The 22,428-nt window shown below is 70.8% G+C and carries 28 protein-coding genes and 2 pseudogenes; all 30 read right to left on the bottom strand.

Translation table 11 applies throughout. The annotated features are described in order from the left end of the window. Positions 1-29 precede the first annotated feature (29 nt). A complete protein-coding gene (locus ASC60_RS41635; protein WP_159043254.1) occupies positions 30-554 on the bottom strand; it encodes a hypothetical protein in 525 nt (174 codons plus the stop codon). Beyond that, the gene (locus ASC60_RS13505; protein WP_055550424.1) at positions 551-1,132 is read right to left on the bottom strand and encodes a DUF6349 family protein; all 582 of its coding nucleotides are present in this window, start codon (positions 1,130-1,132) and stop codon (positions 551-553) included. Before ASC60_RS13505 ends, ASC60_RS41635 begins: the two co-directional genes overlap by 4 nt. Positions 1,133-1,184: 52 nt before the next feature. Then, a complete protein-coding gene (locus ASC60_RS44055; protein WP_079038377.1) occupies positions 1,185-1,526 on the bottom strand; it encodes a DUF4192 family protein in 342 nt (113 codons plus the stop codon). After that, a pseudogene (locus ASC60_RS39095) lies at positions 1,432-2,811 on the bottom strand (DUF4192 family protein); the annotation flags it as partial. The pseudogene ASC60_RS39095 and the gene ASC60_RS44055, both read right to left, overlap by 95 nt. 17 nt (positions 2,812-2,828) lie before the next feature. Next, positions 2,829-3,356, bottom strand: coding sequence for a hypothetical protein (locus ASC60_RS41630; RefSeq protein WP_055550421.1), 528 nt, complete (start codon positions 3,354-3,356; stop codon positions 2,829-2,831). Further along, the gene (locus ASC60_RS13490; protein WP_055550419.1) at positions 3,353-4,363 is read right to left on the bottom strand and encodes an N-6 DNA methylase; all 1,011 of its coding nucleotides are present in this window, start codon (positions 4,361-4,363) and stop codon (positions 3,353-3,355) included. Before ASC60_RS13490 ends, ASC60_RS41630 begins: the two co-directional genes overlap by 4 nt. Before the next feature lie 91 nt (positions 4,364-4,454). Continuing rightward, the gene (locus ASC60_RS13485) at positions 4,455-4,757 is read right to left on the bottom strand and encodes a hypothetical protein (protein ID WP_055550417.1); all 303 of its coding nucleotides are present in this window, start codon (positions 4,755-4,757) and stop codon (positions 4,455-4,457) included. Positions 4,758-4,818: 61 nt separating this feature from the next. After that, positions 4,819-5,457, bottom strand: coding sequence for a hypothetical protein (locus ASC60_RS13480; RefSeq protein WP_055550415.1), 639 nt, complete (start codon positions 5,455-5,457; stop codon positions 4,819-4,821). Between the two features lie 294 nt (positions 5,458-5,751). Further along, complete coding sequence (locus ASC60_RS13475) at positions 5,752-6,381, bottom strand: hypothetical protein (RefSeq protein WP_055550413.1); 630 nt, start codon at positions 6,379-6,381, stop codon at positions 5,752-5,754. Next, entirely contained in the window at positions 6,378-7,208 is an 831-nt protein-coding gene (locus tag ASC60_RS13470) for a phosphoadenosine phosphosulfate reductase family protein (RefSeq protein ID WP_079038376.1), read from the bottom strand. The genes ASC60_RS13475 and ASC60_RS13470 overlap by 4 nt, the downstream gene beginning before the upstream one ends. Next, positions 7,205-7,702: a hypothetical protein gene (locus tag ASC60_RS13465; protein WP_055550411.1), complete on the bottom strand. Its 498-nt coding sequence runs from the start codon at positions 7,700-7,702 to the stop codon at positions 7,205-7,207. Before ASC60_RS13465 ends, ASC60_RS13470 begins: the two co-directional genes overlap by 4 nt. A gap of 62 nt (positions 7,703-7,764) precedes the next feature. After that, complete coding sequence (locus tag ASC60_RS13460) at positions 7,765-8,205, bottom strand: HU family DNA-binding protein (protein ID WP_079038375.1); 441 nt, start codon at positions 8,203-8,205, stop codon at positions 7,765-7,767. A gap of 49 nt (positions 8,206-8,254) precedes the next feature. Continuing rightward, entirely contained in the window at positions 8,255-9,064 is an 810-nt protein-coding gene (locus tag ASC60_RS13455; protein ID WP_055550407.1) for a hypothetical protein, read from the bottom strand. Between the two features lie 33 nt (positions 9,065-9,097). Next, positions 9,098-9,508: a hypothetical protein gene (locus ASC60_RS13450; RefSeq protein WP_055550405.1), complete on the bottom strand. Its 411-nt coding sequence runs from the start codon at positions 9,506-9,508 to the stop codon at positions 9,098-9,100. A gap of 19 nt (positions 9,509-9,527) precedes the next feature. Continuing rightward, complete coding sequence (locus ASC60_RS13445) at positions 9,528-10,256, bottom strand: hypothetical protein (RefSeq protein WP_055550403.1); 729 nt, start codon at positions 10,254-10,256, stop codon at positions 9,528-9,530. A 27-nt stretch (positions 10,257-10,283) separates the two neighbouring features. After that, a complete protein-coding gene (locus ASC60_RS13440; RefSeq protein WP_055550401.1) occupies positions 10,284-11,774 on the bottom strand; it encodes a DNA cytosine methyltransferase in 1,491 nt (496 codons plus the stop codon). Positions 11,775-11,984: 210 nt separating this feature from the next. Continuing rightward, positions 11,985-12,608 carry a hypothetical protein gene (locus tag ASC60_RS13435; protein ID WP_055550398.1) on the bottom strand — a complete coding sequence of 208 codons (624 nt, stop codon included), beginning with the start codon at positions 12,606-12,608 and terminating at the stop codon, positions 11,985-11,987. A gap of 89 nt (positions 12,609-12,697) precedes the next feature. Next, positions 12,698-13,021: a hypothetical protein gene (locus ASC60_RS13430; RefSeq protein WP_055550396.1), complete on the bottom strand. Its 324-nt coding sequence runs from the start codon at positions 13,019-13,021 to the stop codon at positions 12,698-12,700. 30 nt (positions 13,022-13,051) lie between these two features. Beyond that, the gene (locus ASC60_RS13425; protein ID WP_159043253.1) at positions 13,052-13,993 is read right to left on the bottom strand and encodes a helix-turn-helix domain-containing protein; all 942 of its coding nucleotides are present in this window, start codon (positions 13,991-13,993) and stop codon (positions 13,052-13,054) included. A gap of 84 nt (positions 13,994-14,077) precedes the next feature. Next, positions 14,078-15,211 carry a PD-(D/E)XK nuclease family protein gene (locus ASC60_RS13420; RefSeq protein ID WP_055551063.1) on the bottom strand — a complete coding sequence of 378 codons (1,134 nt, stop codon included), beginning with the start codon at positions 15,209-15,211 and terminating at the stop codon, positions 14,078-14,080. Between the two features lie 72 nt (positions 15,212-15,283). Then, positions 15,284-16,294 carry a phage recombination protein Bet gene (gene bet, locus ASC60_RS13415; RefSeq protein WP_055550392.1) on the bottom strand — a complete coding sequence of 337 codons (1,011 nt, stop codon included), beginning with the start codon at positions 16,292-16,294 and terminating at the stop codon, positions 15,284-15,286. Positions 16,295-16,321: 27 nt separating this feature from the next. Then, positions 16,322-16,666, bottom strand: a complete 345-nt coding sequence (locus ASC60_RS13410) for a hypothetical protein (RefSeq protein ID WP_055550390.1) — start codon at positions 16,664-16,666, stop codon at positions 16,322-16,324. Between the two features lie 108 nt (positions 16,667-16,774). Beyond that, on the bottom strand, positions 16,775-16,978 hold the full coding sequence (locus ASC60_RS13405) for a hypothetical protein (RefSeq protein WP_055550388.1): 204 nt from the start codon (positions 16,976-16,978) through the stop codon (positions 16,775-16,777). Between the two features lie 90 nt (positions 16,979-17,068). Next, positions 17,069-17,641 carry a hypothetical protein gene (locus tag ASC60_RS13400; protein ID WP_055550386.1) on the bottom strand — a complete coding sequence of 191 codons (573 nt, stop codon included), beginning with the start codon at positions 17,639-17,641 and terminating at the stop codon, positions 17,069-17,071. Between the two features lie 153 nt (positions 17,642-17,794). Further along, entirely contained in the window at positions 17,795-18,244 is a 450-nt protein-coding gene (locus ASC60_RS13395; protein WP_055550384.1) for a hypothetical protein, read from the bottom strand. Between the two features lie 82 nt (positions 18,245-18,326). Continuing rightward, entirely contained in the window at positions 18,327-18,572 is a 246-nt protein-coding gene (locus ASC60_RS13390) for a hypothetical protein (protein WP_055550382.1), read from the bottom strand. A gap of 327 nt (positions 18,573-18,899) precedes the next feature. After that, a pseudogene (locus ASC60_RS13385) lies at positions 18,900-19,802 on the bottom strand (peptidoglycan-binding protein); the annotation flags it as partial. Positions 19,803-19,950: 148 nt separating this feature from the next. Continuing rightward, positions 19,951-20,388, bottom strand: a complete 438-nt coding sequence (locus tag ASC60_RS13380) for a hypothetical protein (protein WP_055550379.1) — start codon at positions 20,386-20,388, stop codon at positions 19,951-19,953. Further along, a complete protein-coding gene (locus ASC60_RS13375; RefSeq protein WP_159043252.1) occupies positions 20,389-21,498 on the bottom strand; it encodes a hypothetical protein in 1,110 nt (369 codons plus the stop codon). Beyond that, a complete protein-coding gene (locus ASC60_RS13370) occupies positions 21,495-22,421 on the bottom strand; it encodes a hypothetical protein (protein ID WP_055550375.1) in 927 nt (308 codons plus the stop codon). Before ASC60_RS13370 ends, ASC60_RS13375 begins: the two co-directional genes overlap by 4 nt. Positions 22,422-22,428 lie beyond the last annotated feature (7 nt).

Raw genomic sequence — 22,428 nt, 5'->3', positions numbered from 1 at the left:
TGTCTGCGGTGAGCAGCCTCGTTGCGAGGTCACTCCGGGATGCTTCCTCCTGGTGTTGCGGAGTCCACGCCTGATGCGCCTTCCGTTTGTTCGAGGTGATGCACTGCGGCGATCTCTGCAGCGAGCGCCTGCCGAGCCTGCCTGAGGCGTTCGCGGTGCTTCCTCAGTGCCTGTTGGGTGCGCGCGAGGGCCTTTGCTTGACGTGCCTCCAGCTCAGTGAGCCTGGCTATCTGCCGTTCGGAGTGAGCAATCTCGTCTGATCGCAGAAGGGTCGTGGGCCGGCGGGCGACCGGTCTACGGGCTGGCGTGCGTTCCTTGTTCATCTGTGCGTGGGCGAAGGACAGGAACTCATCGCGGGGGATGTACTTCACGCGCCTGTCGCCGATACCCGTCAGCAAAACGATCTCCGGGAAGGTTGCGTGGCGCTTGGCCCAGTTGCTGACGGTGGAGCGAGTGACGCCGACGAGGGCTGCTCCGGCGGCGAGGTTGATCAGTTCGTCTTCGCGTCCCTTGTACTCGGGTCGGAGCCACGTGACGGACTTGGGGTCGCTCACGCCGCCTCGCTCTCGTGGTACTCCGGGAGCAGGGTTTCGGTGATCGCTGTCCGATGCTCCGTCCTTGGCGGTTGTACGGCGAGGTCGTAGCCGCCTCCGGCCGCTTTGCCGGGCAGGTGCCGTTTCTCGATTCCTGTGCGGATGGTGCGCACGGGCCCGCCTGTGTCGAACCACCCCTTCGGGTACAGGTGCGTGGCGTGGGTGGTCCAGTGCCGGCCTCGGCGTTCGGGGAGTGCCGGGAGGTCGCGCCATCCCTCGTGGGTGTGGTCGTGGGCGTCTTCGACGGCCTGGTCAGTTCGACGGCGGTCGGGGCCTTCCCAGGTGCAGCCGAGGCACGCACCTCGGTGGAGGTAGGTCCAGATGTCGCCAGATCCGTCCGGGGCGAGGCGGCCCCAGTTGCGGACGAGGACGGTGGGCTGGTGATCGGCGGTGGGTTCGGGCGGCGCGTGATGGGTGAAGCCGGGGTGCCCCCAGGCGATGCGCCAGCGGTCGCGGCTGTTGCTGTTCTTGTCGCGGTAGTGGGGCAGGTAGTCGGTGTGGCGTGCGACGGCGCCACGGCGTTCGTCGAATGTGGTCATGGGTGTCTCCGGAGCGGGGTGGCCCCAGCGGTTGCCGGGGCCACCGTGTGGTTCAGAGGGTGTCGAGGTCCGGTCGGCTGGCGGCGAACTCCGCCGCCGCGGCGCGGTACATCGCCAGGAGCCGGGCCGGGTCGCACTCGTTGCGGATGCCGTCGAGCAGCAGCTTGGCCATGGTGTAGCCGGGGTAGATGTCGAGGGCTTCGGCGAAGGCGTGGCTGGCGGTGACGGTGTCGCCCTGCCGCCAGGCGACCCAGCCGAGGAGGGTGAGGAGCGGCGGCGCCTTGCCGGTGTGCGGGGGGGACGCAGCGCCGGGCGAGGTAGCCCCACAGTTGCCGCTCGTAGGGAAGGTCGCTCTCCTCGCCGGTGGACAGGGCGGCGTCCCTCGCGTGGAGATCTTGTAGGCCGAAGATGATGCGGGCGGCGATCTCGTCCATGAGCTGGGGACGGCCGTTGCGGAAGTCGGCCAAGGCTCCGTTGACGATGTCGATGGTGCCGTAGCGGGCGAGGATCCGTCCGTGTTCGGTCTGGACCTGGTCGTGGTAGGGGGTGGCTGCTGCGTCGAGTGCTTCGCGGTAGCGCACCGCGGTGGTGTCGGTGGTAGGGCGGTATTCGCTGGCGACCTCGACGGCGTGCTGGAGGTGCGTCAGGCGGTGGGCGTGGGCCTCGCGGGCGGAGGCGAGCCAGTCTCGGGGGTCTTCGCCGTCGATGGTGGCGAGGTGTATGCCGGTGGCCAGCTCGTACTCGGGATCGGTGGTGATGGCGTCGCGCAGGGCGAGCCGGGCGGCGATGAGGTCGCCTTGCCGCCAGGCGACGAACGCGAACAGCGTCAGGACGGGCACGGCCTCCTGCGTGAACGGTTCGGCGCAGTGCCGGGCGAGGTAGGCCCACAAGCGTCGGGCGTGGGGAAGGTCGCCGTCCTCCGCGTGCGCTATGCCGGCCTCCACGGCGGCGTCGTCCTGAAGGCCGACGATGAGCTGCGTGGTCAGGGCGCGGCTCAGGGCGGTCGCCCCGTCACGGAACCGGCTCATGGCGGCGTCGATCTGCTCCAGCGTCAACGCGAGCGTGGCGTCGCGTCCGGCGTTGGTCGCGCACCGCGAGTTGAAGTGGTCGGCTGCGGTGTGCAGGTCCGTGAGGAACGCGGGGTCCGCCGTGGCCCGGAACTCCTTGATGATGTCGCGGGTGCGAGGGCCGGGAACTCGGCCGAGGCGGGCCATCTGTGCGGCGACGCTGGTGGGGTCGTCGGGCGACGGGAGCGGCTGGCCCTCGCAGCACCCGTCGATGTCGCACTCGTAGGCCCACCACCGGTCCGCGACGTGGCCGATCGTCTGGAGGATGTTGGCGCGGTGCTCCATGAACTCGTTCGTGAGCCAGGTGCCGACGGGGGCGAGGAGCGCGGCGGTCTCCTCGGGGCTCTGGCCGGGGCGCGGTTCACGGCAGAGGTAGATGATGACGCCCTCAGCGAGGTCATGGCCGCGGTCGTGGGCGTAGGCCACGAACTGCCGGGCAGCGTTCTCGGCGGTGGCCTGCCACTCGGCGCTGTCGTCGGGGAGGGGGCACGTCATGGTCGGCCCGTCGTGGAAGTTCGGGCCGGGGGCGTGGAGGGCGATGCTGTCGTCCGGGTAGTGGCCGAGGAGGTACGGCAGGATCTGGGCGAGGTTGGGCAGGCTGGTGACCTGCACGGTGTTGTCGGTGGTGCTCACTTCTGGGTTCCTTCCTTCTGCGGTGCGGTGTCGGGCTGCCCGATACGGGCGGGCGGAGCGGGGGCGGGCATGCCGCGTGGCTTGTTCGTGAGGGCTGGGAGCAGCCGTTCGCGGACGAGCGCGGCGAGGTCGGCGGCCAGGGCTTTGCTGGTGTGTGTGGTCAGGACGGCGTGCCAGGTGCGGCCGGGCTGGAGCCGGGCGTCGTTGGCGGCTTGTGCTTCGGCTTGCTCGATGTCGGTGCCGTCGGGGATCGGCGGCAGGTCCGGGCCTGCGGTGATCCAGGTCTGAATGGCGAGGCCGCGGGATTGGATGCGCAGGCCAATGCGGTGGCCGTCGGGGTGGTGGTAGGCGGCGGTGCGGTCGGGGGTGTCGGTGTCCTCCTTGCTCCACGGCGGGTCGAGGGTGGGGGCGAGCTGGTCGAGGGGCGGCAGGTCGATCTCGTCGCGGGGTCCGGCGAAGGCCGGGCGTCGGCGGCGCGGCGTGGGGGTGGTGCCGGGTCGGTCGAAGGGGTCGGGTTGGGTCACGCGGCGTTCTCTTTGCTGGGCATGAGCTGGTCGACCAGGTCGAAGGCGCGGCGCCAGGCGACGATCGTGCTGGCGGTCTCCATGTACTGGTCGCGCTGCTCGAAGGCTTCTTTGGCTTCGGCGCGGGTCTTGGCGTAGTCGTCTTCCGGTGCGAGGGAGTCGGCGCAGCCGATGAGGCAGCGCGGGCCGAGGTCCCAGATGATCGCGTTGACGGCGGCGCACCCGGCGGACAGCGAGTCGATGTCGTTGCCGTACCAGTGGAAGTCGTGCGGGTTGAGGCCGAGGTCGCGCAGGCGTTGGGCGACGGAGCGGAACATCGTGCCGGAGCCGACGGCGGGTTCGCGGAAGGACATGCCTGGCTTGGCGAAGTCCTTGTCCACGGTCATGTTGGCGAGCAGGTCGGTGACGCACGCCGGCGTGTGGTACTCGCCGCGCCACTTCTTGTCGCTCTTGTGGCGGAGGCCGGTGAGCAGGGGGCTGAGGACGTCGGCTTCGGAGCGTTGCCAGGGGTCGTCGTGGCCGGTGAGGTCCATCAGACCGGTGTTGATGGCGGCGCGGGTGACGGCGTGGACGGCGCGGAGCTGCTGCTTGTCGGGGTTGGGGTTCCAGGCCCAATCGTGAAGGCGTATCGCGCGGTTGATCAGGTCGGGGCGCTTGATCCAGTGTCCGAGGTAGATCTCCTTGAGGAGCTGCGGGAGTTGTTCGGGCTGGAGGTTGAGCACCCAGTCCGCCAGGCCGGGCACGTTGCGCAGCAGGGAGAGTCCGGCGACGGTGCCGAGGGGGACGTCGATGCTGCTGCCGCCGAAGGACTGGTACCAGGCGTCGAGGACGTTCTCCGCGATCTTGCGGGCGTGCTCGTGCGGGTCGCGCGGGGCGGCGTAGCGGCGGGCGGTGATCTTGCCGGTGGGGCGGGCCTTGGACTGGGGCGGGGGCTTCTTCGCCCACGACGGCGCGGGACGCGCGGCGGTGGCCGGGGCTGCCGCGCGGGGCAAGAAGTCGTCGGACATGACGGCGGATTCCTTTCTGCGGGCGCGCATGGGGCCGCCCCGGTGCGCGGTGCGCGGCCGGGGCGGCGTGTGGCTGGGGTGGGGAGCGGGATCAGCTGGTCTGCTGGAGGTCCCGGAGGGTGGCGAAGATGCCGCGGATCTCGACGTCGTAGGCGGCGGCGGGGTAACCGGCTTGGCGCAGGCCGTTGATGAGGAACATCAGGGCCGCTTCGTCGGTGTCCATGTCGCTGATGAGCTGGTCGAAGCTGGTGTCGCGCAGCTCGTCGGGGCGGTGCTCGTAGCCGATGCGCAGGGTGTTCTCGATCTCGGTGAGGGTTGCGGCGGTCTGCTTGTCGGTGAGGCCGAGCAGGGTGGACCAGGCCGCCAGGGTGGCGTCGTCGACGGGGAGCTTCACGGGCTGATGCCTTTCTGGTGGGCCGTGCCCGGCCGCGCGGGGCGGCCGGGCACGGGCGGGGTCAGGAGGTGGGGGTGGTGGGGAAGGGGTTGTCCCGGTGGTCGGGGTGGCAGGCGGCGTACAGGCCGCCGGGGAGGCGTTCGGTGATGACGCCCCATCCGGCCCAGCGCATGACGGCGAGGTAGCCGAGGTCTCCGCCCGCGAAGCCGGTGCGGCCCTTGGCGTCGGGGTCGGGCTTGATGAACACCCAGCCGGGCAGGTCTCCGGTGTCGTCCGGCATGACCTGGAAGCCGGGGCGCAGTTCGTGGACGCCGTCGGTGTAGATGGGCGGCATTCCGGCGGCGGTCAGGATGCGTACGGCGGCCTGGACGTGCGGGTGGCCGTGGCATTCGGGCAGGGTGCCGACGCCGGTGTGAAGGGGGCGCTCGTACGGGAGGCGGCCGACGGCGGCCTTGTAGATGGTCATGAGGAGTTGGGCGTCCTCGCGGCGGCCGGCGTGGCGCATCGCAAGGTTCGCGACGATGGCGATGGAGTGCCGGTCCTGGGTGAACAGGCGGCGGAACTGGTCGAGGGTCATGCCGGTCGTCACTTGCACGCGGGCGAAGGTGTGCGAGGCGAAGCGGACGGCGTATGCGACGTGCTCGGGGTCGAGCCCTATCTGGTGGGCGAGTTCGCGGACTCCGGGCGAGTAGTCGGTCACTGGGTCTCCAAGAGGCGCTTGCGCGTATGGGTGCGCCCCCGGCGGTCGGCCGGGGGCGCGGGGTGCTGCTGGGGTTCGGGGATGGTTAGCGGCGTCCGCATCCGGCGTGGCCGCAGCCGCCGCAGAAGCCGCCGCTGTTGCACTCGCAGCCGCATCCGTGGTTCTGGGTTTCCATTCCAATTCCCCTTTCCATTCGGGCGTTTCCCGAATTCCTTACTTATATCTTAATGGCAAATACCCCAGAAGCAAGGTATGACCGACTGAATGCGCATTTAATTTCCGCAATTCAATTTCCTAATTCGCGGCTGCCGGAATGAGATCGGGCCAGCGGACGGCCTCCAGCGCACGGCGGTGCGAGTCGGGTACCGGCACGGTCGGGTAGCCGAGCCAGTCGAGTCCCATCGCGGCGAGGATCGTGGCGTCCGCCTGGTCGTAGCGGCCCGGCCCTTCGCACGGGACGCCGTACCGCTCGACGGCCACCGAGCGCACCATGCCCTTCGCGATCCGGGCCCGGTCCTTGCGCGGGAAGTCCTGGGCCGGGTTGGCCCGGCCGGTCGCGTAGATCGTGCGCCCGTGCGGGGTCACAACCGCGTAGGGGATGCGGTGCCGCCACAGGTACTGCGTGACCAGCCACCACAGCCCGGCCAGCTCGTGGTGCCCGGCCTGCCCGCCCTGGGCGTACGCGGCGCCCTCGACGACCACCAGGTCCGCGCCGTCCTTCACGCTCAGCGCGACGGCCGCGAGCAGCCAGTCCAGCCGCTCGTGGCTGCGGCGGCGGCCGGGCCGGTAGGCGCGTGCCCAGTCCGTCCCCGCGATGCCGGTCGAGGTCAGCGACAGGTCGAGACCGAGGACGCGCGGCTGCCACTCCCCCTTTTCCTGCACGCTCGGCAGCGTCACCGGGGCACTTTGGAGTTCGGCGGTCACGAGGCCCCTCCCGCGCGCCGGATCACCTCGGCGATCGACAGTTCCTCCCGGAACCGGACGCCCAGCTCCTCTTCCAGGTCGGCGTACTCGCGCGCCAGCTCGGGCCGGAGCCCGGCCGCGCAGGTCAGGTCCGGCACGGAGGCGAGGACGCACAGGCTGCACGAGAGGCGGGACATGCCGGCGTCGTACGCCCAGTGGTAGGGCAGGCCGCGGTCCCGGATGCGCTGCCACACCTCGGCGGTACTCCAGCGCAGCACCGGGTACCACTGGGTCACGGTGCGGCGCCCGCTGCTGGCCCGGCGGTCGATCTCGACGGCGGGCCGCCGGGCGCGGGCGCGGGACTCCTCCGCCCGGAATCCCATGACGTGCACGATCCGTGCCGGGCGGCCGGTGATGCCCAGGGCGTCCACCTGCTCGGTCACGAACCGGTGCGCCACGCTCCGCTTCATGTCCGAGGTACAGAAGCGGCTCAGGAAGTGAGGAAACTGGCCGCGCGCCCGGATGCGGTGCACCAGGGAAGGCCACTTCGCCGAGCGACGAATCTCGAAGGGCAGCCCGTAGTGCGCGGCCTGGCGGCGCGCCAGGTCGACGGTGCCGGGCCACTCCACGCTGTGGCCGCGCGGAGTGGTGCCGAGGTCGATGTGCAGGACCACCATGCGGTCGCGGACCCCAGCCTCGTCGCCCAGGCGTACGGCCTCATCCATGGCCACGATGCTGTCCTTGCCGCCGCTGTTGCTGATGACGATGCGGTCGGCGGCGGACAGGTCGGGCACCGGCTCGGGGCCGTGCACGGCGCGGGCGCTGACCAGTTCTATCTGGCCGCTCACCGCTGGCCTTCCCCGGTCGCGGAAAGGTGCTTGCTGATCAGGCGCTCCGCCTCGGCCATGGCCGGGCCCTTGTGGCGGTCGACCCACTCGCCGTCGTAGCTGCCGACCGGCCCCCACAAGTACCAGCCGGTGTCGTGGTAGCCGTCCTTCGGGTTCCTGCGGCGGTGGCCCAGCTCCCACCAGCCGTCGCGCCAGCGCAACAGGCGCTTCACGGCCGGGTCGGGCACCCAGCCGGCCCGCTCGGCCAGGGTCTGGAGACGTGCCACGTCGGTGCGCAGCATCGCCGCTTCGGCGGCGGCGTCCAGGTCGCGCGGGGCGGGGCGCTCGCCGCCCGTCTGGTGCGCGGGCGAGGCGGGGTGCAGACCGAGCTGTCGTACGGCGTCGTCCCTCTGGCGCGCGACGCGCCGCAGCAGACCGGCCGCGCCAACTATGCCCCGCTCCTCCAGCCACTTCGCGGTGGCGTCGATCTCGACGCCCACGGAACGGTCGTTCATCTCGAACTCCTTCGGCGGGGCCGTCCCGGCGCGTGCCGGGACGCCCCCTGGTGTGCAGCGGGTTACGGGCGGGGGGTCTTGGGGTCCTTCTGGATGCAGTTGCCGGACTCGGGCATCGCCCGGCGGCCCGCGACGAGGTCCTGGAACCGAGCGCCGGGGCGGAACTTCACGACCCGGCGCTCGGCGATCTCCACCGGCTCACCGGTCTGCGGGTTGCGGGCGGTACGGGCAGGGCGCACCTCGGGGGTGAGGCTGCCGAAGCCGGTGACGGAGACGACATCACCGGCGGCCACGGCGCGGACCATCGCGTCAAGCACGGCCTCCACGGCGTCGGCCGCCTCAGCGCGCTTGCCGGTCGTCTTCGCCACGGCCTGGATGAGCTGGGCCTTGTTCACAGAGGGATTCCTTTCGATTCGGCTGGGCCGCAGGAGTCGAGGGCGGGCGCGCCACGCAGCGGGCCACGGGTTCAGTCCGTAGCCGGGGTCCGCGAGCTGGCCACACATCGGAGCACGGGAGCGCACAACCTGATTCACAAATGTCACCTATCTCAGCTCAGTCGGGCAGGCGGACGAGGAACTTGCCGACCGCGAGCACGTGGGAGATGGGCAGGGCGACGGCCGCGTAGTCGGCCGAGATCAACCACGGCTCCTCGCCGGAGCGGGGCCGGGTGGCCACGACCCACTCCGTACCCGTCCAGTCCGCGTAGCGCGCCCCGACCTCGAGGAACTGCCCGGCGAAGAGGAACAGGCGGGTGCGCAGCGACGAGAACCATCCCTCGCCCGGCACCGGGCCGTCCCAGCCGTCCGGGGTCTGGAGGCCGAGGAAGTCGGGCCCGGCGGTCACCAGGGTGCCCACCGGTCCCAGGGAGCGGAACTCGATCGCCTCGCCGTTGCTGCCGGCGTTCAGCCACCGGGACAGGTCGTCGGCGCTGAGCTGCACGGGGCGCCCCTGCGCCAGCGGGTGCTCGCGCGCGTCGATCACCAGCCGCAGCAGGGCGCGCCACGGGAGGCGTCCGACGTGGGGTGCGGCGGGGACGGTGAGCTGCGCGACGCCCTCGGTGAAGCGGAGCAGCTCGTGGCCGCGGCTGGTGACGTGCTCGACGGTGACGGTGTCGGACGACTCCAGCCAGCCGCGCAGCGCGGTGGCGTCGTCGTAGCCGACGGGGGCCGTCCACGCGCCACCCGCGACGGGAGTGCGGGCGACGGCCAGCGTCCGGTCGCTGCACGCGACGACGTGGAGGTGGCCGGGGGTGCAGTCGAGGATCAGGGCGTCGAGGTCGTTGGCGTCCTCGTCCGCCTGGAAGCGGTGCGGGGCGGCCTGGTCGAGGATGGCCGCCAGGTCGCGGGCTTTGACGGTGAACATGGTGGGTCTCCGCAGGAGTTGTAGTGGTGGTGATCAGGAGCCGGAGGCGCGCTTGCGGGCCCGGCGGGCCTGCTGGGCGAGCCGTCCGGCCTCCAGGCACAGGGAGCAGGCGCGCTCCCCGCGCCGGTTGTGGGCACGGGCACCGGCTTCGGTGCCGTGGGTGATCGGGCGTCGGCCGCGCTCGCGTAGTTCGGCGGGCTGAGCGCCATCGCAGGTCGCGAGGACCTGCCCGTTGTGCCAGAGCCGCCCGCCGCACACGCCGTCGAACAGGCTCGTGCTCGGCATGACCAGGTCGATGCACTGCGACCGGAACGGGCAGCCCTGGCAGGCCGCGAGGAGGGAGAGGACCAGCGGCTCCGTCGGGGCTTCGGCCACCGTCTCCTCGGACGTGAAGCGGGCGTCCCCGGCGCAGGGGGCCTGGGCGACCCACCCGTTGCCGCTCATCTGCTCCTCCTCCCGTGCGCTAGGCGGTCGGCGGCAGCGGCATCAGGCGGACCTGATCGCTGGTGCTGAGGCCGAACGGGTGGGCGTAGTCACCGGGCAGCGGCATCAGGTGCCGGTCGGCCAGGGCAGGGAGGGCGAGCATCTGGGCGATGAGCCCGGCGAGGGCGGTGTCGCAGGCGGGCGGCCAACCCGGACGGGGGATCCGCACCGGAGTGCCGTCGTCAGCGACGCCTTCGAAGATCTCGATGACCCGCCCGGCCGCGCGTCCGTCCACGACGATCGCGGTCGCCTCCGGGTGGTGCTCGCGGACCAGCTCGGCAACGCGGGCGGCCCGGTCGGCCGGGGGCAACTCCAACAACCAGGAGTTGCCGTCGGAGGCAGAGTTGCGGTGGACGGACGCCCACGCCGGAGAGGAGTAGGGAGCGAGCGCGGCCTGCACGTCGGACTCGATCTGGTCCGCGATGTCGTCGAGCGGGTGCTCGTCCTCCCCGTCGCGGTTGTCCCACAGCTCGGGGCAGGTTCCCAGGGGGCTGGGCTGCGCGCCCAGCACGCCGTGCAGGTCAAGGGTGCGGGAGCTGTAGAAGGCGAAGGTCACGTAGACCGCCTCGGGGCAGGCGGCGCGGATCTTTGCGGTGATGTGGTCGAGCACCGCGAGGCAGTACGCCTTCTCGATGCGCAGGCGCTCGGCCTCCAGTTCCTCGCGCTGCGAGCAGAGAATGGTCAACTGGTCGTGCGCTGCCGGTGTCATGGCAGTGATGTCCTTTCTTCTTGGGGGTTAGGCGAGAACGGGCTTGAGGCGTTCGCCGATCCAGCGCGCGACGTTGACCGACACGGCGTTGCCGGCCTGCTGGGTCTGGGCGGCCTTGGTGCCGACGACCTCGTACGTCTCGGGGAACCGCTGGGCTGACAGCTGCTCGCGGGGCTGCAACATGCGGAAGTAGCAGTCCTCGATGGCGGGCGCGGTCCGCACAATGGCCGCCGAGTCGCGGGTCGACAGGGTGTGCAGCGGCTCGCCCGCGGTCTTCGGCGCGGCCTTGCGGTACGGGATCGCCAACGTGTTGCGGGCCCGGGTGCGGACGTTGCCGTCGGGCACGACCAGGCCGTGATGGCGGGCCGTGGCGATGGTGCTCAGCGGGGCGTCGATCGGCGCGGCGTCGCAGTTGTTGCGGAACTCCACGATGAACGGGTCCACCGTGACGAGGGCTTCGCTCTCGCGGGTAGTGCGGGTGCGCATGGGCTCCTCGATGGGCGAAGCCGTGTCGTTCCATGAGCCGCCCACCGGCACCAGCAGGGCCTCACCGAGCTTGGCCGTGCGGGTGGGCAGCGGCCGGGTGTGCGGGGCGAACGCGCGGTCGGTGCCGTCCTTGCCGTGTGTGAGGGTGACGACGGACGGCTCGTAGGGGAACTTCGCCAGTCCGGCCGCGATGCGGCGCATGGTGTTCGGCACCAGCGGGCGGACGCGGTCTCCGATGCGCTGGCCGATGTCGTCCCACATGATCACGTCGGAGGCGGGCCGGACGTACGGCTCCACCAGCGCGTGGCCACAGCGGCTGTTCGGGCAGCGGTAGTCGTACTGCTGCTGGTACTTGCCGACCTTCACCCGCGGGTCGCGCCAGCTCTGGCGCGCCTTGACGTCCCGCCCGCACTCGAAGCAGTACGCCAGTGGACGGGGGGCGAGGTCGGGGCGGCGGATCCCGGTGAGGGTGAAGACCAGGTACACGCGGTCGCGCCACTGCGGGGCGTAGGGATTTGTCTCCGACCCGATGTGCGCGGAGGACACGGAGACGATCTGGACGCGGTAGCCGAGCTTCTTCATGGCGCGGATCCACTCGGGGAACAGCAGCCAGTCGGTGATGTATTCGACGACGTTCTCCACGACGACGCACGGGAACCGCTTCGCCTCGGCGGCGCGCAGCACGCACCAGGCGGTCACCCGGGTCATCTCGAAGGCTTCCGGGGGCAGTTCGCGCCACTGCTCCTCTTCCTCGAACAGCGCGTCCTGCGCCGGGTCGGGCCGCTTCTTCCCGCCGGCGGGGCTGACCTCGGTGCAGCTGACGCTGGCCCACAGCACGAGGGCCTTCGGGAGCCAGCGCATGGGGTAGTTCTGGATGTCAGCGCAGCGAGCCGCCGCATTCGGGTGGTTGAGCTCGAACGTGTCGACGGCGGTCTGCCAGTGGTTTATGCCGAGGATGGGGTCGAATCCGGCTTCCAACAGGCCGGTGGCATCTCCGCCCGCTCCGCAGAGCAGGTGGATGGATCGGGGCACGGTCTTGGGTCTCCAGGAGGCGGGGCCGCCCGGCCCGGATGGTGGGCCGGGCGGCCGTGGTCAGGACTCGTCGGAGGCGCGTAACGCGCGGTGGTGGCGGCTGTCCTCGATGCCGAGGGCGGTGAACCCCAGCAGGCCGAGGGCGCACACGATCAGCAGCCAGATCACCGGTCCGCGCCCCCGGTGGGGCGCGGTGCGCGGCGCGGCCGGTCAGTCATCGCTGCGGGTGACGCGGACGGTCGTGATGTGTCCGGCGCACTCGAACAGCGCCAGCGGGTAGCCGTCCGTCTGGGGCCGCTGCCAGACACGGCGGTAGCCCTCGTGGTCGGTGAGTCGCTGGGACCACTCCGAGAAGCGGGCGATGGCGGTGGCCGCGCCCTCGATCCCGGCGATCTGGTTGTGGCTCGCGCCGTACGGCGCGGTGTGCGTGGCCGAGACGATCAGCCTGGGTGCGCGGCGGGGAACATCGAGGCCGTCGATGCGGGCCAGCAGCGGGATGAGGCTGTTGCGGTGGTGGCGCTGGGGGCCGTTGGGGGTGGAGTCGTACAGGACGGTGTGCCTGTCCGCGTTCTCCACGTCCTGGCGGACGGCCGTCCAGCCGTTCACCTCGTCGGGATCGGCGGGCAGGCTGTGCTCGGAGGCGATGATCAGCTCCGTGCCGTCCCGCAGGTCGGCGCGGACGAAGAACTCTCCTCCTCCGGCGGTCTCGATGTCGGTGACCCAGCCCGCGTAGCGCAGCGGGGTGATGACGTGGCTGTAGCGGTGGAAGAGCCGCTGCCACAGCGGGTCAGTGGTGCGGTTGTGGTCGGGCAGGGCCGCGATGGTGGTGGTCATGTGCTGGTCTCCAAGAGGGTGTGCACGGCGGGCGCACAGAAAGCACGCCCGCCGTTGAAAAATGTCACCTATCTCAGGTGAAGCGGACGTCAGACGGTGGGCAGTTCACTGCGAGCGAGGATCTGCACCGACCACATCCGGCCGCCGCGCGTGACGACGCAGCCGATCGCGCGCCCGTCGTGGGGCAGGACGAAGCCGCTGCCGCCCTCCTCCTGGCTCAGGTCGCTGACGAGCTCACGGACGCCGTGTTCGGCGCACTCGGCCGAGCAGTAGAAGTGGCTGCCGAGGCGCGGTGCGACCGGCGAGCCGTGGATGACTTCGGCGACGACGACGTAGACGTCGGGGGCCGGGGTAAGTGTGTCGGTCAAGGTGGTCTCCAAGAGGTCGGTGAGTTCGGTGGATCCCGAACTCATACTTATATCTTAATGGCGTACACCGGGGCGTCAATGTTGCCGATCTTGGGAACGCCCCTGTCTCCGGCGGGAGTTAGCACCCATCTCGCGCCCCATTCGAGCCAGGTCCCTCACTCGCTGGCGGGCCATCTCCAGGGCTTGCTGGTCCGTTGCCGCAACGCGCTGCTCCTGCTCGGCGAAGAACTGCCGTAGCCAGTCCTGCTGCTGGCGGTGCTCGCGGTCGGCCGCTTCTCGTCGCGCCTGCTCCCTCCCGGCACGCGGGTTCGTCCCACACCCCCGGCAGTTGCTCACCGGCTCGGCGTGCTTCGGGCAGCCCGCCCGCTGCGGCTCTCCACGCTCCGCCTCCGGCTCCCCTGCGGCGTCAGCCGTGGGGGTAGGGGGGTTAGGAAGAGAAGAGGAAGAAGGAGGAAGAGAAGGGGTTTCCCCAGGGGAACCCACTCGGTTTCCCGAGGACAACCCACTGGGTTCCCCCAGGGCAACCCTGCCCGGAGCGTCATCAGGGTTCCCCTGGGGCAACCCTGGCTCCGAGGCGGCCTCGGCGGCGGCCCGTGCCTCTTCCCGCGCGGCGACGTCCTGCTGTGTCCGGGCCGCCGCCGACGGCTTGCGGCGCGCGGTCTTGCGAGCGAGGCGGGGGTTGGTCGGGGCACGCTGCGCCGCTCGGCGCCGCTCGATCAGCTCCTCCGTCGACGGGATGGGCGGCACGCCGTGCGGGAACACCCGGTACTCGGCACGACGGCCGACACGTCCGACCGTGACCCGCTCGACCAGGCCGAGTCCGACGAGTTGCGTCACCACCGTGATGACCTGCTTCTCCCCTACGCCGGCCCAGGCCATCATCCGCTCCAGGCCCGGCCGGGCCAGCCTGGTCTGGTCGTCGGCCGAGTCCGCGATCTTCATGAGGACCAACTTCTGCGTCGTGTTGATCACCTCCTTCGGCAGGTAGGCGGCCACCACCATCAGTTGGATGCTCACCGGCACCTCTCCGTGTTCCGTCCGGTTCCTGCCGCGCCAGGGCGGGGGCGGAGCATGCCAGCTCCGCCCCGCCGAGTGGCGCGATCAGGGCTTTTGGCGCGCGGTGACGTTGATGCTCACTGCGGTCCGCCGGTCGTGGTCGAGGCGCGTGGGCACGGGGATGCCCACCTCCTTCAGCGTCGCCTTCATCGACGCCGCGTCGGGCACCATCGGTACCTTCAGCCCTGCGCGGCGGTACAGCGCGACCATCGCCTCGACGTCATCGACCTTGGTCGGGTTTCCGCCGCTCCACTTCAGGACGTTGTCGCCGTAGACGCCGGGTTCGGATCCTTCGAGCTGGGCGCGCAGGAACTTCTGCCGGTCCTTGAGCGGCTTGATCTGCTCGGAGACCTCGGCGTACTCGGCCAGCGCCTTCGCGCGTTCCTCGTCGTCGTGGATGAGCTGGCTCTGCAGGGAGCGCCCGGCGACGAACGGCCCCCAGCACGCGGTGCGGAACGGGCAGTGGTCGCAGATCGCGGAGATGCCCGGTCCCTGGAAGGTGCGCGGCAGCTCCTCCGGGGAGGCGGCGGCGCGCACCTGCTGAACCCACCAGCGGGCACGGCGGGCGCGGTCTGCCTCGTAGGCGATCTCCTGCACGTGGTCGTCGCCCGAGTCGCGGTTGATGAACCGGAAGCGGATACGGGCGACCGGCACCGGCCCGAGGTGGGCGAGTTGCCGCTGGCCCCGGACGCTGGCGAAGCCTTCCGTGCCGAGCAGATCGGCGTACAGGTACACCTGCCGGAGCTCGGCTTCGCTCGCGCCGTACCGCAGGACGCTGTCCCACTGGTATGTGCTCTTGGTCTTCACGTCCTCGACGGTCGTTTCCTCGGCCGGGAGCGTGGGGCGCAGCCGCTTGGGGAGCCGTGCGGCGGTGGTGCTGTCGAGCTGGACGGCGTCGATGTGGCCCCGGACGGTGGCGTCCTCGACGCGGCGCTCGACGAGCCAGCCGTACTCCTCGCGGGCGGCCTCGAGTATCCCGGCGTGCAGCCAGGTCCCGAGGATCGCCTTGCGCTTCTCGCCGACGTCAGTGGGGGTGCGGCCGTGCAGGAGGTACCCGGCCCGGCGTGCGCACACGGTGTCGCTGGCACCGAGCTTGGTCTGTTGGGAGCGGGGGCGGCGTGCGTCCGCCGCGTGCGCGGCGGGCCACAGGCTGACGGGCCGCTCTGGCGCGATGGCCATGGTGGTCACGGTGTTCTCCAAGAGGATGGGGTGCCACCCGACGACAGCGGGCGGCACCCGGTGTCGTCAGGGTCAGGAGGCGCGGCGGGGCGCGGAGGGCCGCTTACGCTGGGTGCGTTTCGCCGGAGCCGGGGCCTCGTCGGACTCCGAAGCGGTGTCCGGCTTGGTCTCCGGGGGAGCCTTCTTCGCGGCACGCGCCCGCTTCCTCGGCGCGGGCTGCTCCGTGCTCTCGTCCCGGTCCCCGGCCTGGGAGTCCTCGGCGGACTCCTCCTTCGCGTCGCTGCCCTTGTCGTTGCCGCCCTTGTCGTCGCCCGCTTCGAGCCCGGCGGCCTCGCGCAGGCGGCGGGTCGCCTCTTCCGCCTCGCGGACGACGGCTTCAGCGTCGGCCCGCGCCATCTCCTCGTCCACGTACACGCCGGACAGGTCCTGCGGTGCGGCCATGCGCAGCGCGCCGGCCTCGGCGCACTTACGGAGCATGTGGGCGGGCATCTGCTGCCACATCTTCGCCACGACGTACGCACCCTGCTTGCGGTCGTAGTACGTCGGGGCGAACTCGTCCCAGCGGGCGATGAACGGGAACCTGGCGTTGCCGCGCAGGACGGTGACCTTGACCGCGGCCGGGTACGCCTTCGACAGCCAGACCTCGTGGGCGTTGCCCTCGGAGTCGTAGTAGACGGTGTCCTCGTACGAGATGGACTCCCCGGCCTTGATAGCCGCGCGGTGGGCGACCGTACGGAAGCCGTCGATGCCGGTCTGGATGGTCCAGGTCTTCTCCGGCTCGTCGGGGTTGTCGGCGGCCTTCCAGTTGGTACGGCCGATCATGTAGATCTGCCGCGCGAACGGGTCGAGGCCGGACCGCACGCAGAAGTGGAAGAACAAGGCCAGTTGGGCACGCGGCGCCTGGGCGAGTCCGGGGCTGATCAGCGACAGGGCGGCCACCTGACGCGCGTCGAACTCGACTTGGTCGGCGCGCAGGACGACGGCGCTCTGAGAGACGCTGCGTTCGGGCAGCTTCTCGGGGCCGGTCGGCACCGGTGCGGCCGACGCCGTGTCGCCGTCCTGCTGTTCGGTGGGTTGGTTCATTGGTCGTGTCTCTCCAAGAGGGTTGGTTCACTCGGTCCGCAGGCTGCGGACCTCGAAGGCGCGCGCCCATTCGGGGTGGCGCTCGATCAGGAGCCGGACGTACCGGCTGCGGAAGTTGTTGTTGAGGCGGAACTCGTCGCCCTCGGTCGCCGTGACGTAGCGCCAGCGCAGGACCTCGAAGAGCATCCCGATGCCGACACGGCTCGCGCCGCGCTTCAGGTAGTCGGCAGTCAGGGCCTCCAACGCGCGCAGCACCCAGGGATTGAGCTGGTGGAACGTCTCGAACTGGGCCTGGATCGACGCCGGCTGGCCGTCCGGCTGCCTCACGGTGTGGATGACCAGGCCCGGTATCTCGTCCTGGACGGCTGCCATACCCACCCCCTGGTGACTTCTTTCAAGAATGTCACCTATCTTGTGGGTCGACGGGCAGATGATCAACCCCACCGATTACAGGCGCGACTTCACACACTCAGCCCGAGGTCAGACCGAGGCCCGATCGGCCGCTTCCTCCATGCGTGCCTCACGGGCCTCGTTGGCCGCCGATGCGGCTCGCAGGGCATCGACGGCGACGTTGGAGTCGGGATGCTTGAGGACGTAGAGCGAGAGGGCCCCTTCGAGAACCAGAGCCTCTCGGGCATCCATGGCCACGATCTCGCCGCCGTCCGGTGTGGCGGTGAACTGCACTGCTGCCTCCTTGGTGAACTGCGGACCCCCGTAGCGGGGATTACTTATATCTTATTCGCAATTCGGGGCTAAGTACAGTGTTTGCGCAGGTCAGAGGGCCTTTCGGGCGTGGCGGCCTCGGGTCAGCACGCGACTGCCGGGCCCGTCGTAGGTGCCGTCGCGCAGGGCTGCGACGACCTCTTCGTCCACGTCCCAGGGCAGGCTCCGCGCGCTCTCGCGGAGCTTGGGGACGGCGTCGAGGACGGTGTCCAGCATCCAGAGCATCGACCCGGACAACAGCCAGTCATGCTCCGGGAACCGCCCTGTCGCGATGGTCGTCGCCAAGTTGCCCTGGGCGGGCAGGTGGAACAGCTCGACGATCTCCTGCTGGCCGACGATCGGCGGCAGCTCATCGCCCAGGCCCGGCTCCCAGCCCTCGCCCTGCTCCGCGATGATCCGTGCCTTCACGTCCAGGTCGACCTGCCGGAACCGCGCCGTGGTCGCTCCCCACCCGGCCGCGAAGCCAAGCGGCCAGTACCGCACCCCGCTGACGACGATGGCGGTCTCCGGATCGAGAACGCTGCCGCGGCTCGGGGACAGCCACTGCGCGACCTGCTTCGGATCGACGCGGTACAGCGCGGCGAACTCCTGGTGCCCGACCAGATACGGCTTGCCCCGACTCATCCCCGTCCTCCGGTGTCTGCCCTGGATGCAGAGGGCAGCGTAGCCGTACGCGTACGCCGGCGGGCGCGGCGGTCACTGCTATGGTGACGGCGGTCTTTCTCCAAGAGGCCACACGGCCCCCGCTTCGGCGGGGGCCGTGTGCGTTGCCGCGCGCTACGCGGTCTTGCCCTCAGGCTGGTCGGCGGTGGAGCTGAGCCGGGTCGAGCCCTGCTCCTTCCTCCGGCGCGTGAACCGCAGGGCGTGGATGGTGCGCCCGCCGGTCACCTCCCGGAAGGCGGTCGCCACCTCGCCCTTGGTCAGCCGCCGCCCTCCCAGCGTGAACAGCGGTCCGTCCGTGCGGGCCCCGATCAGCTCGCGCAGCGCGTTGGCCGCCGACACGGTGATCCCGGCCTCGTAGACGCCGCCTTCCTTCGCGTGCCGGATGACGACCAGGCAGTCATCCAGCTCCGCATCCGGCACGTCGAACGCCAGAACCTCATCCAGCCGAACCTCCGACTCCCAGAGCAGCTGCCACACCGCGCGAACGGCGGCCGGCACCGCCGGGTTCGCGAGCGCGGTGTCCACCTCCAGGTCAGTGACGAGCAGGTGTGTCGTATCCATCATGACCCCCAGGCCGCAGGAACAAGTGCGCCCTCACGCTATGCGCGCTGTCGGACAACACCTCTTGACAGCCTGGGTGTTCGTCTCAGCCACGGGTCAGGCTGAAGGCGGTGAGCACCACTGCGGTGATGCTGGCCAGTACGGCGAGGGTCGGCAGCGGCCATCTGGTCTTCTCCAGCGCGCTCACCCTTTCCTCCAGGTCCTCCAGGGCCTTGTCCGTTTGGTCGCTGCGCTGGACGAGCAGCGCCAACTGTCCGTCGATACGAGCGAATCCGACCTCCAGCGCCTGGCGCAGCTCCGCCAGGGCGAGTGCGACCTGTCCTTCGGGCACGATCTCCTCCTTCCTCTCGCTGCCCGGTGGTCAGTGCTGGGGTGTAGCCGGGTCGCGCTTCATCGGCAGCCACGAGGCCGTTCCGGGCCTGCCCAGGACGGTGCCGAGGGTGGACTTCAACGCGCTGAGCGCGGCCGGTATGGCGGAGACCGCGGCGGCCTGCCACGCCGACAGCGACACCATGTCCGTCGTGCTGGAGGCTGCCATCAGGCCCAACAGCGCCTGGAGGTAGGTGGCAACGGTGCGCTCGGCGACATCGGCAAGGGCCTGCGGCATCGGGTCGTGCTCCTGGTTCGGGGTGGTGGGGGTCGGGTCGGCGGCACCGGCCTGGTGCGGGACGCGCAGGTCCGCCCACGTCTGCGGGCCGGGAATGCCGTCGGCATCGGCGCCGTGGTGGCCGCGCTTGATCTGGTAGGCCGCATACGAGCGGCGGTGCGCGTCGTTCCACACCGGGCCGGGCGGCCTGGCGTAGGAGTCGCAGCCCTCAGCGATCAGCCGCTTCGCCATCGCGGCGATCACCGGGGAGGAGCGGCCCTCGCGGAAGAACTGCTTGCCCGGGTACGCCGCGTACTTCGGTGTCGGCTTCGGGTCCGGCTTGGGCTTGGGCTTCGGCTTCGGGTCGGGCTTCGGCTTACCGCCGTCCTTGAGGTGCCGGGCGACCCGGGCGCGGAAGTCGTCCATGTCGATGCCGCCCGGGTCCGGCTTCCCCGGCTGCCACTCCTTGTGGCCGATGACGGAGTGCTCGTTCCAGCCGTGCGCACGGCAGATGGCCGCCGCCGCCCGCGCCATCGCGTCGAGCTGGGCCGCCGGCCACGGCTGACTCCCGGTGTTGATGCACTCGAAGCCGTAGAAGTGGCGGTTGCCGTCGGTATCCGCTTCGTTGTCGCGCGGGAGGTCCGTCTTCTCCGCGATGACCGCGAGCAGGACGTCGGTGTCCCCCATGCCGGCATGGTTGGTCCGGCCGTAGCCGACCAGGTGGATCGTCCCGGACTGGTCGATGACGCCATGGCACAGGGGGCCTGGGAGATCCTGGTAGCCGACGCGGCACAGCTCCACCATGTCCTTCTCGGAGCTGTACGGCCCGGTGTGGTGGATCATGACCCCGTTCGCGGGGCCCCAGTTGCCGTGGGTGTTCCGGTTGTGGGTGCGCCATTTGCCGTGCTCGACCACGCCGAGCCCGGCGCTCTTCAGCACGGACAGGAACCTGTCCGCGCTCAGCGGTGTAGCCACGCGCTTCGTCCTTCTCCCCTGCGCCGGATGGCAGTCGGCCGTGGCCGCCTCGGCGGTCCGGTCCCTCGGGAGTGCGAAGCGGGTGGAGGGTCACCCAGGCGTCATGCTACCGGCGGCACACCGGCCGTTGGCCGGGGTGCGCAGCCGGTCAGGTGTCGGCGCGGTCGGTCCGGAACGATGTGCTGTCGAGGCTGATCCAGGACGCGCGGACGCTGCCGCCGCCCTGGACGCGCAGCCGCACCAGGCCCTTGGGGTCGATGTCGAGCTGGAGGCTGCGGCGTGCCGCGTCGGAGGCGACATCGACCGTGCGCGGGGCTTCCGGCCAGTACCCCTCGGGCAGCAGCGCGACCAGTTGCTCGTCGGAGGCCCGGCCGCTCGCCAGTCCGATACGGCCGCAGAATTCGGTCGTGTCCCAGGGGTTGGCGCGGAACTGCGGCGGCTGCTCCTCGTCGGGGACGGTGGTGTCGCCGGTCAGCGGAAGGTCGCGCCACTCCGGGTACGGCGCGCTGCGGGCGCGCTCCAGGGTGACGACCCGCTTCTCCAGCTTGGCCAGTCGGCGGCCGAGGTCGGCGATCGTGTCCGGCACCTACTGCTCCTCATCCTCGCCCGTCTCGTCCTCGGGCTTGTTGGTGCGCTCCAGCTTCAACGTCACGCGCTCGGCCGTCTCGCCCTCGCCGGGCCGCACCGTCCAGCCGACGATCCGGCACCAGCCGTCGTACTCGGTGTGCGGCTCGAACAGGCGGATCCGCACGTCGTCCCCGATGCGCAACGCGTGGATCGGGGCCGCCGGGTGGTCGATGATCTCCAGCTCAGTCAACGAGGGCAGGACCTGGCGGGCCAGCCGTTCACGGCGCGCCCGCTGCTTCAGCTTCGCCTCGTCCTTCTCGCTCGTCTCCAGCCGGTGTTCCAGGCGCAGGCGGCCGTTGCGCACGCCGTCCACGACGACCTTGCGCTTCTTGCCCTCGCCCGCGCCCAGGCCGATGACCCACTGGGCGTAGGAGTCGGCGTCCTTGATGACGTGCGGGGTGCCGACCACGTTGGCGCCGGTCGTGAACGTCAGGTCCTCGCGGCGTCGGCCAAGGCGCGGCGCACCGAGGATGATGCGACGCTCGGCGCGGCGCCCGCGCCATGCCACGGTCTCCGACCACTCCAGGCCGTCATCGATCTCGGCCATCTCGTCCACGATCTCGCCGAGGTTGCGCGGGTCGGTCTTGGAGGTGCTGTACGGGTCTTTCGCGGTGCCGGTCTTCGCCTTGGACTTCGTGTCGTCCACGACCACGCCGAGGTCGCCGTCCGGCTGGGCCTGTGCGTAGGCCCAGACATCGCGGATCACCTCGCACGGGTCCGCTTCGATGTACGGGCCGCGTCCGTCGAGGTTGCCGTGCAGGTCGAAGCGGCGGTGGAGGTAGCTCGTGAACCCGGAGGCTTCGACGGGCAGGGTGTTGCCCTCCGGTTCGGCGCGCCACAGCAGCCCGCCCCAGTCGAGGCGGGCGTTGCGCTCGACGAGGAGCACGGTGTCGCCGGCGTCGAGGGCGTCACCAAGGGAGCGGCGGAACGCGGTCGGCAGAGTGGCCTTCAACGAGCCGGGTCCGGATATCTCCGGGCCGTACTCGACCTCGCTCAGCGGCAGGTTCCAGTGCAGAACGTCGCCGGTCGCGGCCCGCGCGATGATGTAGCGGTAGTCGGCCATCGTCACGCAGGCCCTTCCGTGAACGCGACGTCGAGCGTGACCGTCGTGCCCTTGGCCACGGTCAGGTCGCCGTCGCCGTACTTGTCGTTCTGGTTGATCTCGACGGCCAGGTGCTGGCGGGTGCCCCGGTAGGTGGGCGGCACGGCGAGCGTGTCGGCCAGGGTCACGGAGGAGCGGCGGGTGGTGGTGCCGTCGTCGTCCACGACGGTCGGCTTCGCGGCGCGCTCTCCGAGCCGGGTGCGCAGCTCGGCGTAGACCGGTCCCGCTTCGGCACGCAGGCCGGACAGGGTGACGACGATGGCGGCCTCCGTCGCCCATGCGGGGATGTCGAGATCCCAGGCGGCTTCCTTGGGCCAGGCCGCCCACTGACCGTGCTTGCCGGGCACCTTCTCCGTGGTGGTCGGGTGCACGGTGCGCAGCGTGCGCTCGGTGCGCGGGTTGGCCAGCCGCCGCAGATCCGTGATCATCTCGGCGGTGATGGTCGCGGTGTTCCGGGGGATGGTGAGGCGGGCGAGCGGGATCGCGGTCATCTCCCGCAGCGCGGTGGTGTCCTGCGCGCCGATGTTCTGGATGAGGTGGAAGTAGCCGATCTCCTGGCGGCGCGGGTCACGGTCGCCTTCGAACTCCGGGTCCTCGATGCGCAGCACGAGCAGGTCGGTGCGGGCGACCGGCCCGGTCGGCGGCACGTCGACCACGGTGTCGCCGATGTTGGACTGGGTGTAGGCCCCTTGCCACGGCCGGACACCGTGGATCAGAGCAGAGCCATCGCCGACGCGGACACCGGGGCCCGGCGTCTCCAGGGGGCGAACCTTCAGGTCCTCACCGCCCGCGACACCCTGCCGGCCTCGGGCCAGGTCGCGGATCATCAGGCGCATCGCGCGGGCGGAGTGGTCGGCCCCGCGCACCATCATCGGGGGTTGCAGCGTCACGAGTCTC

This window comes from Streptomyces sp. NBRC 110028 (genome assembly GCF_001417735.1).
Classification (GTDB): Bacteria; Actinomycetota; Actinomycetes; order Streptomycetales; family Streptomycetaceae; genus Streptomyces.
The sequence above is the reverse complement of the archived record's forward strand: the minus strand, read 5'-3'. Positions and strand labels throughout refer to the sequence as shown.

What these genes read in the sequence shown, in the direction of transcription:
- ASC60_RS13410 (WP_055550390.1), bottom strand. Translation starts at nt 16,666, where the DNA reads ATGGCAGCCGTCCAGGACGAGATACCGGGCCTGGTCATCCACACCGTG.
- ASC60_RS13435 (WP_055550398.1), bottom strand. Translation starts at nt 12,608, where the DNA reads ATGACCACCACCATCGCGGCCCTGCCCGACCACAACCGCACCACTGAC.
- bet (WP_055550392.1), bottom strand. Translation starts at nt 16,294, where the DNA reads ATGAACCAACCCACCGAACAGCAGGACGGCGACACGGCGTCGGCCGCA.
- ASC60_RS13460 (WP_079038375.1), bottom strand. Translation starts at nt 8,205, where the DNA reads ATGTGTGGCCAGCTCGCGGACCCCGGCTACGGACTGAACCCGTGGCCC.
- ASC60_RS13445 (WP_055550403.1), bottom strand. Translation starts at nt 10,256, where the DNA reads ATGACACCGGCAGCGCACGACCAGTTGACCATTCTCTGCTCGCAGCGC.
- ASC60_RS13465 (WP_055550411.1), bottom strand. Translation starts at nt 7,702, where the DNA reads ATGAACGACCGTTCCGTGGGCGTCGAGATCGACGCCACCGCGAAGTGG.
- ASC60_RS13395 (WP_055550384.1), bottom strand. Translation starts at nt 18,244, where the DNA reads ATGATGGATACGACACACCTGCTCGTCACTGACCTGGAGGTGGACACC.
- ASC60_RS13400 (WP_055550386.1), bottom strand. Translation starts at nt 17,641, where the DNA reads ATGAGTCGGGGCAAGCCGTATCTGGTCGGGCACCAGGAGTTCGCCGCG.
- ASC60_RS13490 (WP_055550419.1), bottom strand. Translation starts at nt 4,363, where the DNA reads ATGTCCGACGACTTCTTGCCCCGCGCGGCAGCCCCGGCCACCGCCGCG.
- ASC60_RS13505 (WP_055550424.1), bottom strand. Translation starts at nt 1,132, where the DNA reads ATGACCACATTCGACGAACGCCGTGGCGCCGTCGCACGCCACACCGAC.
- ASC60_RS13430 (WP_055550396.1), bottom strand. Translation starts at nt 13,021, where the DNA reads ATGAGTTCGGGATCCACCGAACTCACCGACCTCTTGGAGACCACCTTG.
- ASC60_RS13455 (WP_055550407.1), bottom strand. Translation starts at nt 9,064, where the DNA reads ATGTTCACCGTCAAAGCCCGCGACCTGGCGGCCATCCTCGACCAGGCC.
- ASC60_RS13450 (WP_055550405.1), bottom strand. Translation starts at nt 9,508, where the DNA reads ATGAGCGGCAACGGGTGGGTCGCCCAGGCCCCCTGCGCCGGGGACGCC.
- ASC60_RS13420 (WP_055551063.1), bottom strand. Translation starts at nt 15,211, where the DNA reads ATGGCCATCGCGCCAGAGCGGCCCGTCAGCCTGTGGCCCGCCGCGCAC.